Annotated in this window: 11 protein-coding genes and 1 pseudogene; 10 read left to right on the top strand and 2 right to left on the bottom strand. The window is 34.6% G+C overall.

Features of this window, described 5'->3' with window-relative positions; all coding sequences use genetic code 11:
* Window positions 1–77: 77 nt before the first annotated feature.
* A complete protein-coding gene (opuD, locus tag Q9B79_RS21640; RefSeq protein ID WP_306187496.1) occupies window positions 78–1,628 on the bottom strand; it encodes a glycine betaine transporter OpuD in 1,551 nt (516 codons plus the stop codon).
* 268 nt (window positions 1,629–1,896) lie between these two features.
* On the opposite strand from opuD, the gene colA reads away from it, so the two are divergent.
* The 7 genes and pseudogenes from colA (at window position 1,897) to Q9B79_RS21670 (ending at window position 11,978) form a co-directional block, all read left to right on the top strand.
* Entirely contained in the window at window positions 1,897–4,794 is a 2,898-nt protein-coding gene (gene colA / locus Q9B79_RS21645; protein ID WP_306187498.1) for a collagenase ColA, read from the top strand.
* Between the two features lie 246 nt (window positions 4,795–5,040).
* Entirely contained in the window at window positions 5,041–5,589 is a 549-nt protein-coding gene (locus Q9B79_RS21650; protein WP_306187500.1) for an NfeD family protein, read from the top strand.
* Window positions 5,590–5,601: 12 nt separating this feature from the next.
* Window positions 5,602–7,176, top strand: coding sequence for a flotillin lipid rafts scaffold protein FloT (locus tag Q9B79_RS21655; RefSeq protein ID WP_002194340.1), 1,575 nt, complete (start codon window positions 5,602–5,604; stop codon window positions 7,174–7,176).
* A gap of 240 nt (window positions 7,177–7,416) precedes the next feature.
* Window positions 7,417–8,454, top strand: a pseudogene (locus Q9B79_RS27035) (HAMP domain-containing protein); the annotation flags it as partial.
* Between the two features lie 78 nt (window positions 8,455–8,532).
* Complete coding sequence (locus Q9B79_RS27040) at window positions 8,533–9,393, top strand: methyl-accepting chemotaxis protein (RefSeq protein WP_372339584.1); 861 nt, start codon at window positions 8,533–8,535, stop codon at window positions 9,391–9,393.
* 282 nt (window positions 9,394–9,675) lie between these two features.
* Window positions 9,676–11,286, top strand: coding sequence for an ATP-binding protein (locus tag Q9B79_RS21665; RefSeq protein ID WP_483861662.1), 1,611 nt, complete (start codon window positions 9,676–9,678; stop codon window positions 11,284–11,286).
* Window positions 11,286–11,978: a response regulator gene (locus tag Q9B79_RS21670; protein ID WP_306187507.1), complete on the top strand. Its 693-nt coding sequence runs from the start codon at window positions 11,286–11,288 to the stop codon at window positions 11,976–11,978. Before Q9B79_RS21665 ends, Q9B79_RS21670 begins: the two co-directional genes overlap by 1 nt.
* A gap of 43 nt (window positions 11,979–12,021) precedes the next feature.
* Here the strand turns inward: Q9B79_RS21670 and Q9B79_RS21675 are convergent, their stop codons facing one another.
* Window positions 12,022–13,326: a CitMHS family transporter gene (locus tag Q9B79_RS21675; RefSeq protein WP_306187509.1), complete on the bottom strand. Its 1,305-nt coding sequence runs from the start codon at window positions 13,324–13,326 to the stop codon at window positions 12,022–12,024.
* Between the two features lie 252 nt (window positions 13,327–13,578).
* Here Q9B79_RS21675 and Q9B79_RS21680 point away from each other — a divergent pair, with 252 nt between their 5' ends.
* The 3 genes from Q9B79_RS21680 to Q9B79_RS21690 all read left to right on the top strand — a co-directional run bounded on the left by Q9B79_RS21680 (window position 13,579) and on the right by Q9B79_RS21690 (window position 15,598).
* The gene (locus Q9B79_RS21680) at window positions 13,579–13,833 is read left to right on the top strand and encodes a hypothetical protein (protein ID WP_263703411.1); all 255 of its coding nucleotides are present in this window, start codon (window positions 13,579–13,581) and stop codon (window positions 13,831–13,833) included.
* Window positions 13,834–13,964: 131 nt separating this feature from the next.
* Entirely contained in the window at window positions 13,965–14,468 is a 504-nt protein-coding gene (locus Q9B79_RS21685) for a nitrous oxide reductase accessory protein NosL (protein ID WP_306187512.1), read from the top strand.
* 257 nt (window positions 14,469–14,725) lie between these two features.
* Window positions 14,726–15,598, top strand: a complete 873-nt coding sequence (locus tag Q9B79_RS21690) for an ankyrin repeat domain-containing protein (protein WP_306187769.1) — start codon at window positions 14,726–14,728, stop codon at window positions 15,596–15,598.
* Window positions 15,599–15,745: the final 147 nt, after the last annotated feature.

The following is a 15,745-nucleotide window of genomic DNA, read 5'->3' on the forward strand; positions in this document are numbered from 1 at the left end:
GTAGGTTTTATGTGTTTTAGGGGAATAAATGAAATGAATGTGGAAAACACCTCTTCTAAAAGAAGAGGTGTTAATTGTTACATAACCTTTTTTATTTTTTTCGGAACTTCTTTCGTTTGCGAATTAACATCTTCTTTTCGCAGCTCTTTAAAGAGCGAAGTAACCATAAGGACGACTACGATAGAAAATGGTAGTGCTGCAATTATAGCTGCAATTTGCAGTGCATTTAATCCTCCAGCTTGTAATAAAATAGCTGCAATTATCGCGATTGTTAATCCCCATATAAGTTTTAAACTATTTTTCGGTGATAAGCTTCCGTTGCTCGTTTGCATGGAAACAACAAATGTTGCCGAGTCTGCAGAAGTAACGAAAAATGTGGCTACTAAAATTAACCCGATAATTGTTAAAAATGTAGAGAATGGTAGGTGTGAAATAACAGCAAATAATCCAATCTCTGTACCGTTTTTTGCGATTTCATCAGCTATTCCAAGCGATTGGAACATTTCCATATGGATAGCGGTACCGCCAAATACTGCAAACCAAAATGTACAGATAAGAGTTGGGACTAATACAACTCCAATAATAAATTCTTTTATTGTGCGCCCTTTAGAAATACGAGCGATGAATGTACCGACGAATGGAGACCAAGAGATCCACCATCCCCAATAGAAAATAGTCCAGTTTTCAATCCAAGAAGAAGATTTTTCATTAAATGCTCCTAAATTTAATCCCATACTAGGTAAGGCTCCGATATAAGAACCGAGTGTAGATGTGAAATATTTCATAATAAATACTGTTGGTCCTAAAAGTAAAAAGGAGACGAGTAATATACCTGCAAGAGAGAAATTTAAGTTACTCAAGTATTTAATCCCACGATCTAAGCCCGTTTGTGCGCTTGTTAAATATAAAACAGCGAAGATGGCAATAAGTATGAGCTGTGTAAGTAAAGTGTTATGAATAGAAGGGAATAAATAGCTTAATCCTCCGGCGATTTGTTGAGCACCAATCCCAACAGATGGCACAATACCGAATACTGTGGCTAAAACAGCTAAAATATCGACTGTTTTTCCGATAGGAGAATTTTTCGATCGATTAAATAATGGAGTAACTGTAGCCCCAATTGTGCTACCTTTTTGTTTGCGGAATGTGAAATATGCAATTGTTAAAGCAACCATTGCGTATAGTGACCATGGAAAGAGACCCCAGTGGAAAAATGAATATTGCATAGCGAGCTTGGCGCTTTCCTCTGTACCTGCTTTTCCTGTTAGTGGATCTGTAAAATGTGAAATCGGTTCAGCGATTCCATAAAAGAGGAGTCCAATTCCCATTCCTGCCCCAAACAACATGGATAGCCAAGATGGATAACTATACTTTGGTTGTTCTCCATCCTTACCAAGACGAATAGAACCGTACTTAGAAAATGCTAAATAAGTGGCTAACATAATCATTGCGGTCATAAGTAGAGAGTAAAACCATCCAAATTTATTGAGGATAAATGAGTTTAAAGATGATGTAACGCTTTGTAAATCATAGCCTTGTATCCAACTTGCCGGGGTAATTCCCCATATGATGAATAATGTTGTTAGCAAGATGGAGATATAAAATACACTGTTCTCTTTTTTTATCATAGAATCCCACCCTTGTTTAATAAAGTTAACAATTATATTAATCATAACAATTAAAAGTTAAATTGTCAAAAAATTCCCTTTTTAACGCATGGAAAAGGGCGGTTTAATCGCTATAGATTCGTAACTATTGGAGAGGAGATAAAGGTAAGAGTGTTCACTTTATGTACAAAATATTAGGAGAAATAATATGAAATATTGCATTTTATATTTTTATATCTAGATTTTATGTTAAATTCTTGGATGGAATATTTAAATAGGGGGCAAGGATATGAACAAGAAATCAAAAATTAATAAAATAATGCTTAGCATTAGTACAATGGCTCTATCACTGGGGGCAATTCAAACTCATGTATCAGCAGAAGAAAATGTGCCATATAATGTATTGCATTCGAAACCAGTTGGAATTGAAAAACCAGTAGATGAGATTGGGCACGTTTCTAAAGCAGAGGAGACATTATCATTTCAAGAACGGTTAAAAGTAGGAGATTTTTCGCAGCGACCAGCATCTATTATGAAGAGCTCAGAAGTAAAGCAAATGAAAGAAAGCTATTCAATGGCTGATTTAAACAAAATGAATGATCAAGAATTAGTTGAAACGTTAGGAAGTATTAAGTGGAATCAAATTACAGACTTATTCCAGTTCAATGAAGATGCAAAGGCTTTTTATAAAGACAAAGGAAAAATGCAAGTAGTTATAGATGAATTAGCTCATCGAGGTAGTACATTTACGAAAGATGATTCAAAAGGAATTCAAACGTTTACGGAAGTGTTACGTTCAGCTTTTTATCTTGCATTTTACAATAATGAATTAAGTGATTTAAATGAGAGAAGCTTCCAGGATAAATGTTTACCTGCTTTAAAAGCAATCGCAACCAATCCAAACTTTAAGCTCGGTACATATGAGCAAGATTCAGTCGTATCGGCATACGGTAAATTAATCAGTAATGCTTCAAGTGATGTTGAAACGGTTCAATATGCAGCTAATATTTTAAAACAATACAATGATAATCTTCGTACGTATGTAGACGATCGTATGAAAGGACAAGCTGTATACGATATGATGCAAGGTATTGATTATGATATACAGTCATACTTAATTGAGGCTCGTAAAGAAGCGAACGAAACGATGTGGTATGGGAAAATAGATGGATTTATTAATGAAATAAATCGTATCGCTCTTCTAAATGAAGTAACACCAGAAAATAAGTGGCTCGTTAATAATGGAATTTATTTCGCTAGCCGTTTAGGGAAGTTTCATAGTAATCCAAATAAAGGATTAGAGGTTGTTACACAAGCAATGCATATGTATCCGCGTTTAAGTGAGCCATATTTTGTTGCAGTAGAACAGATTACAACAAATTACAATGGGAAAGATTATAGCGGCAATGCAGTAGATTTAGAGAAAATACGTAAAGAAGGAAAAGAACAGTACTTACCAAAAACATACACATTCGATGATGGATCTATCGTGTTTAAAACAGGGGATAAAGTATCGGAAGAAAAAATTAAGAGACTATACTGGGCTGCGAAGGAAGTAAAAGCACAGTATCATCGTGTAATTGGAAATGACAAAGCGTTAGAGCCAGGCAATGCAGATGATGTATTAACGATAGTAATTTATAACAGTCCAGAGGAGTATCAGTTAAATAGACAACTGTATGGATATGAAACAAACAACGGTGGAATTTATATTGAAGAAACAGGAACATTCTTTACATATGAGCGTACGCCAGAACAAAGTATTTATAGTTTAGAAGAATTATTCCGTCATGAGTTTACTCATTATCTTCAAGGGAGATTTGAAGTGCCAGGTTTATTTGGAAGAGGAGATATGTATCAAAATGAGAGATTAACTTGGTTCCAAGAGGGGAATGCTGAATTTTTTGCAGGGTCTACTCGTACAAATAATGTAGTACCGAGAAAGAGCATCATTAGTGGATTATCATCTGATCCTGCAAGCCGTTATACAGCAGAGCGCACATTATTTGCTAAATATGGTTCTTGGGATTTCTATAATTACTCGTTCGCATTGCAATCTTATTTATATACACATCAATTTGAAATATTTGATAAAATTCAAGATTTAATTCGTGCAAATGACGTGAAAAATTATGATGCTTATCGTGAGAATTTAAGTAAAGATTCTAAACTAAACAAAGAGTATCAAGAGTATATGCAGCAGCTAATCGATAATCAAGATAAATATAATGTACCGGAAGTAGCAGATGATTATTTAGCTGAACATGCACCAAAATCTTTAACAGTAGTAGAGAAGGAAATTAGTGATACGTTACCGATGAAAGATGCAAAAATGACAAAACATAGCTCCCAATTCTTTAATACATTTACACTAGAAGGCACATTTACAGGTACTGTAACAAAAGGTGAATCAGAAGATTGGAAAGCAATGAGTAAGAAAGTAAATGAAGCTTTAGAACAACTAGCACAAAAAGAATGGAGTGGCTACAAAACTGTTACAGCATACTTCGTCAATTACCGTGTGAATAGCTCAAATCAATTTGAATATGATGTAGTTTTCCATGGTATCGCAAAAGATGACGGAGAAAATAAAGCTCCAACGGTTCATATAAATGGTCCTTATAATGGTCTTATAAAAGAAGGTATTCAATTTAAAAGTGATGGCTCAAAAGATGAAGATGGACAAATCGTTTCTTATTTATGGGACTTTGGAGATGGAAGCACAAGTGCAGAGGTTAATCCAGTACATGCATATGAAAGAGAAGGAACTTACAAAGTTGCGTTACTAGTAAAAGATGATAAAGGGGAAGAGAGCAGAAGCGAAACAACTGTTACGATTAAAGATGGAAGTTTAACAGAATCAGAACCAAATAATCGTCCAGAGGAAGCGAATCATATTGGGCTAAACACTACTATAAAAGGTAGCCTTATTGGCGGAGATCACACTGATGTTTATACATTTAATGTAGCATCAGCGAAAGATATCGATATTTCCGTTTTAAATGAGTATGGAATCGGGATGACATGGGTGCTTCACCATGAATCAGATATGCAAAATTATGCTACTTACGGTCAAGCTAATGGAAATCATATAGAGGCAAAAATGAATGCAAAACCAGGTAAATATTATTTGTATGTATATAAATATGATAATGGCGATGGAACTTACGAATTATCAGTAAAATAAGTGCTTTTCCAATGTATGTTTAACTTTACTTTTTGTGGAAAATAGTATATTATATAGATATATAATATATCGGTTATTTACTAGGAGGAGCCTGTCACAATAGGTTTCTCCTGTTCTTTTTTAGAGACCTGTTTTACAGGCTTTTCTTTAAAAGTTAAATAACTGAAAATTAAGAACAATAATCTTTGAAAGAGGTGGGGCATACACATAACAAAAAAGGGATTGTTTAAGAGAGGGGGATAAGAAATGGTTTTGTTTGGTTATCCACTTGAAACAATTTATTTATACGGATTTATTATTGCTACTATACTCACTGTTATTTATATCTTTTTTGGAGATATATTTGAATCCATATTTAGTTTTGGGGGCGGATCGGTATCCGTTGTTACTTTATTACTTAGTTTTTTCGCCATGTTATGCGGACTTAGTTATATAGGAGAATATTTATTTTCCTTTAATAGCATTCTTATTTTCGGGGCTGCATGTGCTATATCCTTTATTGGTGTATTCATAATGAAAATACTAATTTTAAAGCCGATTGCAGAAGCAGAACAAAATACTGTGCAACGTATGGATGAATTTATAGGTTGCAAGGGAGAAGTCATTACGACAATTCCTATAGAAGGATTTGGAGAAGTATTAATCTCCTCTCAATTTGGAAGTAATGCAATTCCAGCCAAAACAATTGGGAAAAAAGATATTTCACAAGGAACTGAGGTTATTATCGAGGGAGTCCAAGATGGTGTTTTGCTTGTACAAAACATCGCTTATTCTTTAAAAAAACCAAAATTATAAGGGGGAATTTACATGACGATTCCATTAATTATTGGTGGAGTGTTACTCGCAATTTTAATTCTACTCATTTTAGTATTCATTACGAAGTATCGAACAGTTGGACCAGATGAAGCGTTAATTGTTACAGGGAACTGGCTTGGTGGCGGAAAAAATGTAGTTACCACTGATGATGGAAAGAAGATTAAGATTATTCGCGGTGGCGGTACATTCGTAGTTCCAATTATGCAACGAGCAGAGCCTTTAAGCCTATTAAACTACAAGTTAGAAGTGGGTACACGTGATACGTATACGAAGCAAGGTGTTCCAGTTACAGTAAATGGTGTTTCTATTATTAAAGTAGGTTCTACGATTGAAGAAGTATCCACAGCAGCTGAGCAATATTTAGGAAAAGAAACAGAAGAGTTAAAAGTAGAAGCAAAAGAAGTTTTAGAAGGTCATTTACGTGCGATTTTATCTTCTATGACAGTAGAAGATGCGTATAGTAATAGAGAGCAATTTGCTCAAAAAGTACATGAAGTAGCTTCTACTGATTTAAAGAAAATGGGTCTTCGCATCGTTTCCTTTACAATTAAAGAAATTATGGATAAGAATGGTTACTTAGATGCACTTGGTCAGCCGCAAATTGCAACAGTTAAGCGTGATGCAACAATTGCGAATGCAGAGCGTGAAAAAGAAGCTCGTATTGAAAAGGCTCGTGCTGAGAAAGAAGCAAAAGAAGCTGAATATCAGCGTGATGCTCAAATCGCTGAAGCTGAAAAACATAAAGAATTAAAAGTACAATCTTATAAGAGAGAGCAAGAACAAGCTCGAGCAGACGCGGATCTTTCTTACGAATTACAACAAGCGAAAGCACAACAAGGTGTTACAGAAGAACAAATGCGCGTTAAAATCATTGAGCGTGAGAAACAAATTGAATTAGAGGAAAAAGAGATTGCGCGTCGTGAAAAGCAATACGATGCAGAAGTAAAGAAAAAAGCAGATGCAGATCGCTATGCTGTTGAGCAATCAGCGGAAGCAGAAAAAGTAAAACAAATTAAAAAGGCAGATGCGGATCAATATAAGATTGAAGCGGAAGCGAGAGCTCGTGCAGAAGAAGTACGTGTAGAAGGTTTAGCGAAGGCAGAAATTGAAAAAGCGCAAGGTCAAGCAAAAGCAGAAGTACAAAAAGCACAAGGTACAGCGGAAGCAGATGTTATTAGGCTAAAAGGTTTAGCAGAAGCAGAAGCGAAACAAAAAATTGCAGAGGCATTTGAGTTATATGGCCAAGCGGCAATTATGGATATGGTTCTTAAAATGCTTCCAAGTTATGCGAAGGAAGTTGCAAGCCCACTTAGCAATATTGATAAAATTACAGTTGTTGATACAGGCGGCGGTGGTAAAAATAGCGGCGCCGGAAAAGTTGCAGGTTATGCGACTGATTTAATGGCAACGATGCAAGAAACATTAAAAGCATCTTCTGGCATTGATTTAAAAGAGTTATTAGAAGGATTTGCTGGAAAAGGAGCAGTACAGCAATTATCAAGCGATAAACCTGTTGTATCTGTAGTAGAAGATGAGAAAAAGGAAGTAGAAAAAGAGAAAGAATAGTAAAGTGGGAGGGACCTCTAGTAAGTGCGATACTAGAGGTTCTTCTGTGGATTATAATATTTCGAATAATATACATTTTTATATATTGTTTTAATTATTTAATTTATATAGAATGAAAAAGGTATGTATTAATTCTTTAATAGAAAAAGAGACAAAGAGTTAATACAATTAATCGTGTAATTTATATAAATAAATTAAATGTGAGATAATACATTTAAAACGGTATGGAGGGGTAGAAATATGTTTCAAGGGAAATTAAGGAGTAGTAGTTTAAAAGCAAAGTTACTTGTGTCATTTGTTATCATTTTAATTCTTCCAAGTATTGTAATTGGTTGGACGTCTTATCAGCAAGCGAAGACAAACTTTAATGAAACGATTTCACAAACGGCGAAAGATAATATAAAAATTTTGGATAATGTAATTAATAAAGAATTGGATAGTAAAAAAGTAGATGCAGTTTATTTTACGAAATTATTTACACAATCAAGTTACCAAACGGATCAAATACAAAATATCCAAAATAAACTAGAAGAATATAATAAGTTACATCCAGAACTGGAAGCCATCTATACTGGATCGAGCAATGGGCAGTTTATTCAATCACCGTCTATTCAAATGCCAGAAGGATATAATCCTACAGAAAGAGATTGGTATAAAGAGGCAGTGAAAAAAAGTGGAGAAGTAATTATTACAGCTCCATATAAATCAAAAACGACAGGAAATATTGTTATTACAATAGCAAAACAAAATGAGGATAAGAGCGGTGTTCTCGGTATTGATTTAATTATTAATGATATCGTAAACACTTCAAAGATGGTTAATATCGGTAAAAAAGGATATGTAGCAATTTTTGATCAAGATAAAAATGTGGTAGCACATCCAACAATGAAGCCAGGGGATAAGATAGAAGAGAAGCTTGAAAAAGAGTTGTACAAACAAGAAACAGGTGATTTTAATTTCACATTAGATGGTGAAGAGCGTCATATCACTTTTAAAACAAATAAGATAACTGGATGGAAATTAGCAGGAATTATGCCTTCAAAAGAAATTATCGAAGCAGCTAACCCTATTTTCTATAAAACAATAACTGTTATTGGTATTTCATTAGTAATTGGCGGGATTTTAATTTACTTCATCATTGCTTCTATTATCAATCCGTTAAAACAGCTTGTTACATCATCGAAAAAAATTAGTGAAGGTGATTTAACAGAATCCATTACAGTTCATTCTAAAGATGAAATTGGACAGCTAGGAGAAAGCTTTAACGAGATGGCAGCATCATTACAGGAGGTCATTTCTAATATAAATACTTCAGCAAGTCATGTAGCGGCATCTTCAGAAGAATTAACAGCTAGTATGAAGCAGACGAGTGAAGCGACGGAACAAATTACACAAGCAATAGAGCAAGTGTCGAGCGGAGCGGAAATACAAACGAAAGAAGTAGAAGAAGGTGCAACATTATTAGAAGAAGTTACAGAAGGAATTCAGCGTGTTGCAGATAGTTCTTCATTAGTATCCACAGCATCTATGTATACGAAGAAAAAGGCTGAAGATGGTGGAAAGTTAGTTGAACAAACTGTGAATCAAATGCAATTAATCCATGATTCTGTTTCACAATCAGATAAAGTAATTGTTTTATTAGATGATAAGTCGAAACAAATTGGAGCAATCCTTGAGGTGATTCAACATATTGCAGAGCAGACCAATTTATTAGCATTAAATGCTGCAATTGAGGCTGCGAGAGCTGGAGAACAAGGAAGAGGATTTGCCATTGTAGCAGATGAAGTGCGAAAGTTAGCAGAACAATCAGGACAGTCTTCTACGGAAATTGGAAAGCTAGTAAAAGAGATACAATTTGACATAAAAGAAACGGTAAGTTCTATGAAGCAAGTTGGAACAGAAGTACAATCAGGACTTGTAGTTGCAAATGAAACGAAGCAAAGCTTTGCTGAAATATTGAAATCTACAGATGATACAGTTGTACAAATTGATAATATGGTAGAAGTAGCGAAACAAATGACAGTAGATGCAAAACAAGTTAGTGCATCTATTAATGAAATTGCAGCTACGATTGAAGAAAATGCAGCAAGCGTTCAAAATATTGCAGGCTCTTCAGAAGAACAATTAGCTTCAGTAGATGAAATCAATGCAGCGGCAGTTCATTTATCGCAAATGGCAGAAGAATTACAAGAGATGATTGGGAAATTTAAAGTATAATAAAAAAAAGAAACGAGGTAGTAATAGTACTTCGTTTCTTTTTTTTATCCCGTATTAACGGGCAGTAAAACGCCCACTTCAAAATTTGGATGGAGTAAAGAAGTTAGGTGGGAGGTCAACTGATCGTAAATTCCCGATTGGCTCAATTAATAATCAGTGGGGATTAAAGTTTCACTTTATGAAGAGAAAAAGAAAGAAATATAGAGTAACCGTGTTATGATTTAAGTATAATTAAAAAAGACTGTATATTCTTTAAATTCTATCTTTAATTGTGTTAGGGGAATGGTTTTGAAATTGAAAAAATTAAAACTACAACCGAGAATTACTTTAACAATTAGTACACTTATTTTAGTTGTACTTCTGTTAACAAGCTATTTATTTTATTACATATTGTCTGAAACGGTAGAAGAGCAAATTGGGAAACGTGCTTTGCATGTTGCGAAAACCGTTGCTGCTATACCTGAAATAAAAGAAGCTTTTCAAAAAGAGAACCCAGCTTCTATCATTCAACCAATTGCAGAGAAAATTCGAATTGATACAGATGCTGATTTTATTGTAGTTGGAAACAAAGAGGGAATTCGATATGCACATCCAGAGCGAGATAAAATAGGAGCAGCAATGGTTGGTGGAGATAATGAAGGGGTTCTATTAGAAGGGAAATCTTATGTTTCGAGAGCAACTGGATCATTAGGCCCTTCATTACGCGGGAAAGTTCCAATACGTAATCAGGAAAATGAAATTATAGGTGTAGTGTCTGTTGGATTTTCAATGGATGATATTCATGGAGCGGTAGAAGTATATGGAAAGCGTGTATTTTGGATTACAATAATAGGTCTTTTAATCGGGGTAATTGGTTCTATATATTTAGCGGGAAGTATAAAAAGAATGATGTTTGGGATGGAGCCAGAAGAAATTTCATCTTTATATGAAGAGCATAGTACAGTGATTCAATCTGTACGTGAAGGGATTATTGTTATTGATCAAAATGGCATAATTAGTTTAGTTAATCAAGCAGCCTATGATATTCTTTCGCTAGATGAACAACGAAATATTATTGGAGAATTTATTTTAAATATAATTCCTAATTCAACGATATTAGATGTACTTCAAACTGGTGAAGAACAGTTTGATCGTCAATTAAGTATAAAAGGGCAGGCTGTGATTGCGAACCGTCTACCTATTAAAGTAAAGAATAAAGTAACTGGCGTTGTATCGAGCTTACGTTTGAAATCTGAAATGGATCAGTTAACAGCAGAATTATCTCAGACGAAGCAATATACAGAGGCATTACGAGCACAAACACATGAATATAACAACTTGTTATATACGCTTTCAGGTCTTATTCAGTTAGAATCATATGAAGATGCTTTAGAGCTAATTCATAAGGAAACAGCGATATATCAAGATTTTGTCCAATTCATTATGAAGCGAATTCAAAACCCATGGTTAGGTGGGATTTTAATTGGATTCTATAATAGAGCAAGAGAGTTGAAGATTGATTTTATGCTAGATCGTGAAAGTAGCTTAGAAAAATTAAGCCCGCATATTGAGAGTAATTATGTCGTTTCTATTTTAGGGAATTTAATTACGAATGCATTTGAAGCAATTGAAAGAAATGAAGAGAATGATAAGAAGGTAAGAATGTTTGTAACTGATATTGGAGAAGAAATAGTAATTGAAGTGGAAGATTCAGGACAAGGGATTCATGATGAAGTCATTACTAGCATATTCTATAAAGGCTTCTCGACGAAAGAGGGCGGGAAGCGAGGATATGGGTTAGCAAAAGTGAAAGAGTTAGTAGAAGATTTAAATGGAAGTATTGCAATCGAAAAAGGGGATTTAGGTGGTGCATTATTTATTATCGCATTACCAAAAGAGAGAGGCGAATTGTAATGGGTGAGGAGATTGAAGTATTGGTTGTAGAGGATGATATTCGAATTGCGGACATTCATCGTCGTTTTACTGAAAAGGTTGAGGGATTTAAAGTAATTGGAACAGCAACGACTGGAGAACAAGCGAAAGAATGGCTAGATCTTGTGAAACCACAGCTCGTTTTATTAGACGTGTACTTACCTGATATGCAAGGTACGGAACTTGTCACGTATATTAGGCATAATTTACATGATACAGATATTATTATGATTACAGCTGCATCGGAAACAGATATAGTGAGGCACGCTTTACGAGGCGGAGTAACAGATTACATCGTAAAGCCACTTATGTTTGATCGATTTAAAGCGAGTTTGGAAAGTTACAAAAAAAAGCTTGTGCAGTTAAAGAAAAATAATCAATTATCTACAGAACAAATAGAACATTTATGGTCTCAAAGAGGCGTAAAGGGAAATGAAATAGAATATGCCCCGAAAGGAATAGATCCTTTAACTTTAGCAAAAATAAAAAAGCATATGTCAACAGTGAATGAAGAAGGAATTACAGCAGAAATGTTAAGTATGATGGTAGGAGTAAGCAGGTCGACAGCGAGGCGTTATTTAGAGTATTTAATATCAGGAAAGAAAGTACATGCGGAGCTTACATATGGGAGCGTTGGGAGACCAGAAAGAAGGTATTTTCTTATTTCTTCATAATAAAAAACAGTAGGGGATATGTGTCCTCTACTGTTTTTTTATTTTATATTGGAATAATCCCAATTACAATTCCAGTAATCAACATCACCATTGTCGTTCCAACTGCCCATAATAAAGTGAAGCGTTGGTGTTCACCAAAATCAACTTTAGCCATCCCGACTAATAAATAAGTGGATGCGACAAGAGGACTTAATAAGTGAACGGGTTGCCCGAGTAATGAAGCGCGCCCCATTTCAGCTGCACTAATTCCATAAGCAGCGGCAGCTTTCGTTAAAATAGGTAATACGCCGAAGTAAAAAGCATCGTTGGACATGAAAAATGTGAACGGCATACTAAGAAGTGCTGTAATAATTGGCAGTTGTGGTCCAAGAGCATCTGGTATAAGAGTGACTACACTTTGAGCCATTGCATCCACCATTTTTGTTCCTGATAAAATACCAGTGAAAATTCCAGCGGCAAATACGAGAGAAACAACCGCTAATACATTTCCTGCGTGAGAAGCAATACGTTCTTTCTGTTGTTCTAAGTTCGGATAATTAATCATGACAGCAATAGCGAAAGAGATTGTAAATAAAACAGGTAAAGGCATAACTTCTAGTACGAGACAGACAAGTAAAGTAGCGGTTAATAAAAAGTTAATCCATAGAAGTTTAGGGCGCTTATGAATAGCAGATTCTACTGTGGCAGCTTGCTCATCCATCGTTTGCATTTGTTTTAAATGTTGTGCATCCATAATTCCTAAACGTTTTCTTTCTTTTTTTCCAAGATAGTAAGCAACGAAAACGACCCAAATGGCACCAGCAATCATTCCTGGTATAAGTGGTGTAAAGAGCTCTGATGCGTCTAGTCCAAGAGCACTCATAACCCGAGCTGTTGGTCCACCCCATGGTGTAAGATTTGTAATTCCTGCCCCTAACATAACAACGCCAGCTAATATAAGTGGATTCATTCCAAGGCGTTTATATAGTGGGTACATTGCGGAAACAGTAATCATATACGTTGTTGTTCCATCCCCATCTAATGAAACGATAATCGTAAGAATCGCTGTACCAACAACAATTTTTAAAGGATCTCCTTTTACAAATTTCAAAATCCGACTAATGACAGGATCGAATAAACCACTATCAATCATAATTCCAAAATATAAAATAGCAAACATAAGCATAATACCAGTAGGTGCTAGTTTTTGAACCCCTTCTAACATCATAGGGCCCATATTTGCATAAAAACCACCAATTAAAGCGAAAGTAATTGGAATTAATATTAATGCGACTAGTGCAGACATACGTTTCGTCATAATTAAAAACATAAAGACAAATATCATCGCAAATCCAAGTAGTGCTAACATATAATCTCCCCCTCAAAAATGGTTACGCTTTCAAAATGTGATGAAAATTCAGATAAATGTTTTTTGTTTATCATAAAATCATTCATTCAAATGGTAAATAATTTGAGGAATAACATCATTAGAAGCATAATTTTTATTTTGGTCATTTTGTTCACGGTAGTTAATTTGAATTTTTAAAAAGTAAGCTGCGCTCCGTAAGAATGGTAGAATAAGATGAAAATATTGAAGTGTGAAATAGGGAGTAGATTTTATATGAAAACGAGAATGGAAGAGATTTATAGTTCTTATGAAGGAAAAGTAGAAGAGATTTTTGTTAATGAATCTTCTTACGTATATGAGTGGGAAAAGTTAATGATGATCCGAAAAAATAACGGTGAACTTGAAAAAGTTGCGATCGGTATCAGTGGAAACATAAGATTAGTAAATGTAGTTGTTGGACAGCAAGTTAATACAGATACATTATTAGTTAAGTTAGAAGATGATTTATTAATTACAGGTTGTGAATGATTGGAGATGTGTAGATAGGACTACACATCTTTTTTGTTCCATATATTACAAAAGACACATCGTTTTTTCACAAATCGCACACAAGTTTTTGGTATGCTCCTTGTAGAACATAGGGTTAGGGAGGAAATAAAATGAGGACAAAGTATGTGATGTTTGCTATATGCTTATTTTTTGTCTTTACAATTGTAGGATGTGGTAAGAAACAAGCAGAGGCAGTGGCAATTGATGAGAAACATGATAAGTGTGATATTTGCCAAATTGGGGTAATGGATAATCAGTTTGCAACGGAAATTATTTTAGAAAATGGAAAAGCATTAAAGTTTGATGATATCGGTTGTATGTATAAATGGATGGAGATTAATCCGGGCGAAAAGACGAAAGAAAAATTTGTTCGAGATTATGATTCGAAAGATTGGGTTTCGTTAGAAGACGCTACTTATGTATATGATAAAACAATTACAACACCAATGGCTTATAACGTCATTTCATTCAAAAACAAAAAAGATGCAAAGAACTTTGTATCTAACTATAAGGGAAAAGTTCTTTCGTATAAAGAGCTAGCAGAGCATAAATGGGAAATGAATAAAGAAATGATGGGGAACCCGAAAAAAGGAAATCACGGTGGGCATCATTAATACGAGAAAAAGACAACTATATAGTTGTCTTTTTCTCGTATTATTCAGGTGCAAATATAGAAAAGGTGTAAAATTTTTAGAAGAACGGTTACAATGGAATATAGTAACCTAAAGCAATCATTTATATACTTTTTAGAAATATATACAAATGCGGTAAAATCGTGCTAAACTAATTGCTTCGCTAATATAGGTTGAGAAACTTAGGGATAAGTTTAGATAATCCGATTAAAGAAGGAATATAAAGGGCTTATGGATAAATCTACTCAAGAAGAGTTATTGTATGTGATGGAGGAATGGTTAAGAAAACATTATCTTTCATAGGAGCTGTAGTTGTGAGAAAACAAAAAATTTTATTATGTATGTTATTAGGACTTTTAATGACGGTAGTGGCTTGCGATAAGCAAGAGGAGCCAGAATCGAAACCGGTTCATGTGAAAAACGAAAAGAAAAAAGAAAAGCATAAAGAACAGGAAGAATCTAAAGAAGAAAAAAGTATAAATTTAATGGACAAACAGTTACTACTTTCTGCGACCCTTGGAGACACAGAAACAGCTATGAAGCTGATTCAAGATGGAGCTAATATAAACGTAGAAGGTGACAACGGAGAAACACCTATCCTTGCAGCAACGTATCAAAATCATGTAGAGACAGTTAAAGCGTTAATTGGTGCAGGTGCTAATATTGAAAGTAAAGATGAGAAACAAAGTAATCCATTTCTTTATGCAAGTAGAGAAGGATATACAGACATTGTAAAGCTACTAATTAATGCAGGGGTTAATACGAAAGAAACGACTAAATCAGGTGGAACAGCACTCATTTCTGCATCTGAACGTGGCCATGTAGAGGTCGTAAAAGAATTGTTAGAGCATACGGATATTGATGTGAATTATAAAAATGCTCGTGGTGGAACAGCTTTAGTAGAAGCAATCGTATTAGGAAATGGTAGTGAAAATCATAAGAAAGTAATTCAAATGCTTATTGACCACGGGGCAGATGTAAATATGGCCAATAAGGAAAATATTACGCCACTGCAATATGCTGAAAAAAGAGGTTTTAAAGATATTGCAAATATGTTAAGGGTTGCTGGGGCGAATGAAGTAGTACAACCACAACCCCAACCTGTAGAATAACAAGTATAAAACAATCCCATTTAGATAGACAGAATGAAGAAGTCATTTCGTATGATGAATTCAGTAATGTGTATTTGAATGGGATTTTTGTTTTGAGCATGAAAAATAGAGTATGAATGGTATATGGAGTAACTAAGGAGGATATAA

The sequence above is a fragment of the Bacillus sp. MHSD_36 genome (assembly GCF_030757775.1).
GTDB lineage: Bacteria > Bacillota > Bacilli > Bacillales > Bacillaceae_G > Bacillus_A.

Coding starts and splice junctions, on each gene's coding strand:
- opuD (WP_306187496.1), bottom strand. CDS start 1,628: ATGATAAAAAAAGAGAACAGTGTATTTTATATCTCCATCTTGCTAACA.
- colA (WP_306187498.1), top strand. CDS start 1,897: ATGAACAAGAAATCAAAAATTAATAAAATAATGCTTAGCATTAGTACA.
- Q9B79_RS21650 (WP_306187500.1), top strand. CDS start 5,041: ATGGTTTTGTTTGGTTATCCACTTGAAACAATTTATTTATACGGATTT.
- Q9B79_RS21655 (WP_002194340.1), top strand. CDS start 5,602: ATGACGATTCCATTAATTATTGGTGGAGTGTTACTCGCAATTTTAATT.
- Q9B79_RS27040 (WP_372339584.1), top strand. CDS start 8,533: ATGAAGCAGACGAGTGAAGCGACGGAACAAATTACACAAGCAATAGAG.
- Q9B79_RS21665 (WP_483861662.1), top strand. CDS start 9,676: ATGGTTTTGAAATTGAAAAAATTAAAACTACAACCGAGAATTACTTTA.
- Q9B79_RS21670 (WP_306187507.1), top strand. CDS start 11,286: ATGGGTGAGGAGATTGAAGTATTGGTTGTAGAGGATGATATTCGAATT.
- Q9B79_RS21675 (WP_306187509.1), bottom strand. CDS start 13,326: ATGTTAGCACTACTTGGATTTGCGATGATATTTGTCTTTATGTTTTTA.
- Q9B79_RS21680 (WP_263703411.1), top strand. CDS start 13,579: ATGAAAACGAGAATGGAAGAGATTTATAGTTCTTATGAAGGAAAAGTA.
- Q9B79_RS21685 (WP_306187512.1), top strand. CDS start 13,965: ATGAGGACAAAGTATGTGATGTTTGCTATATGCTTATTTTTTGTCTTT.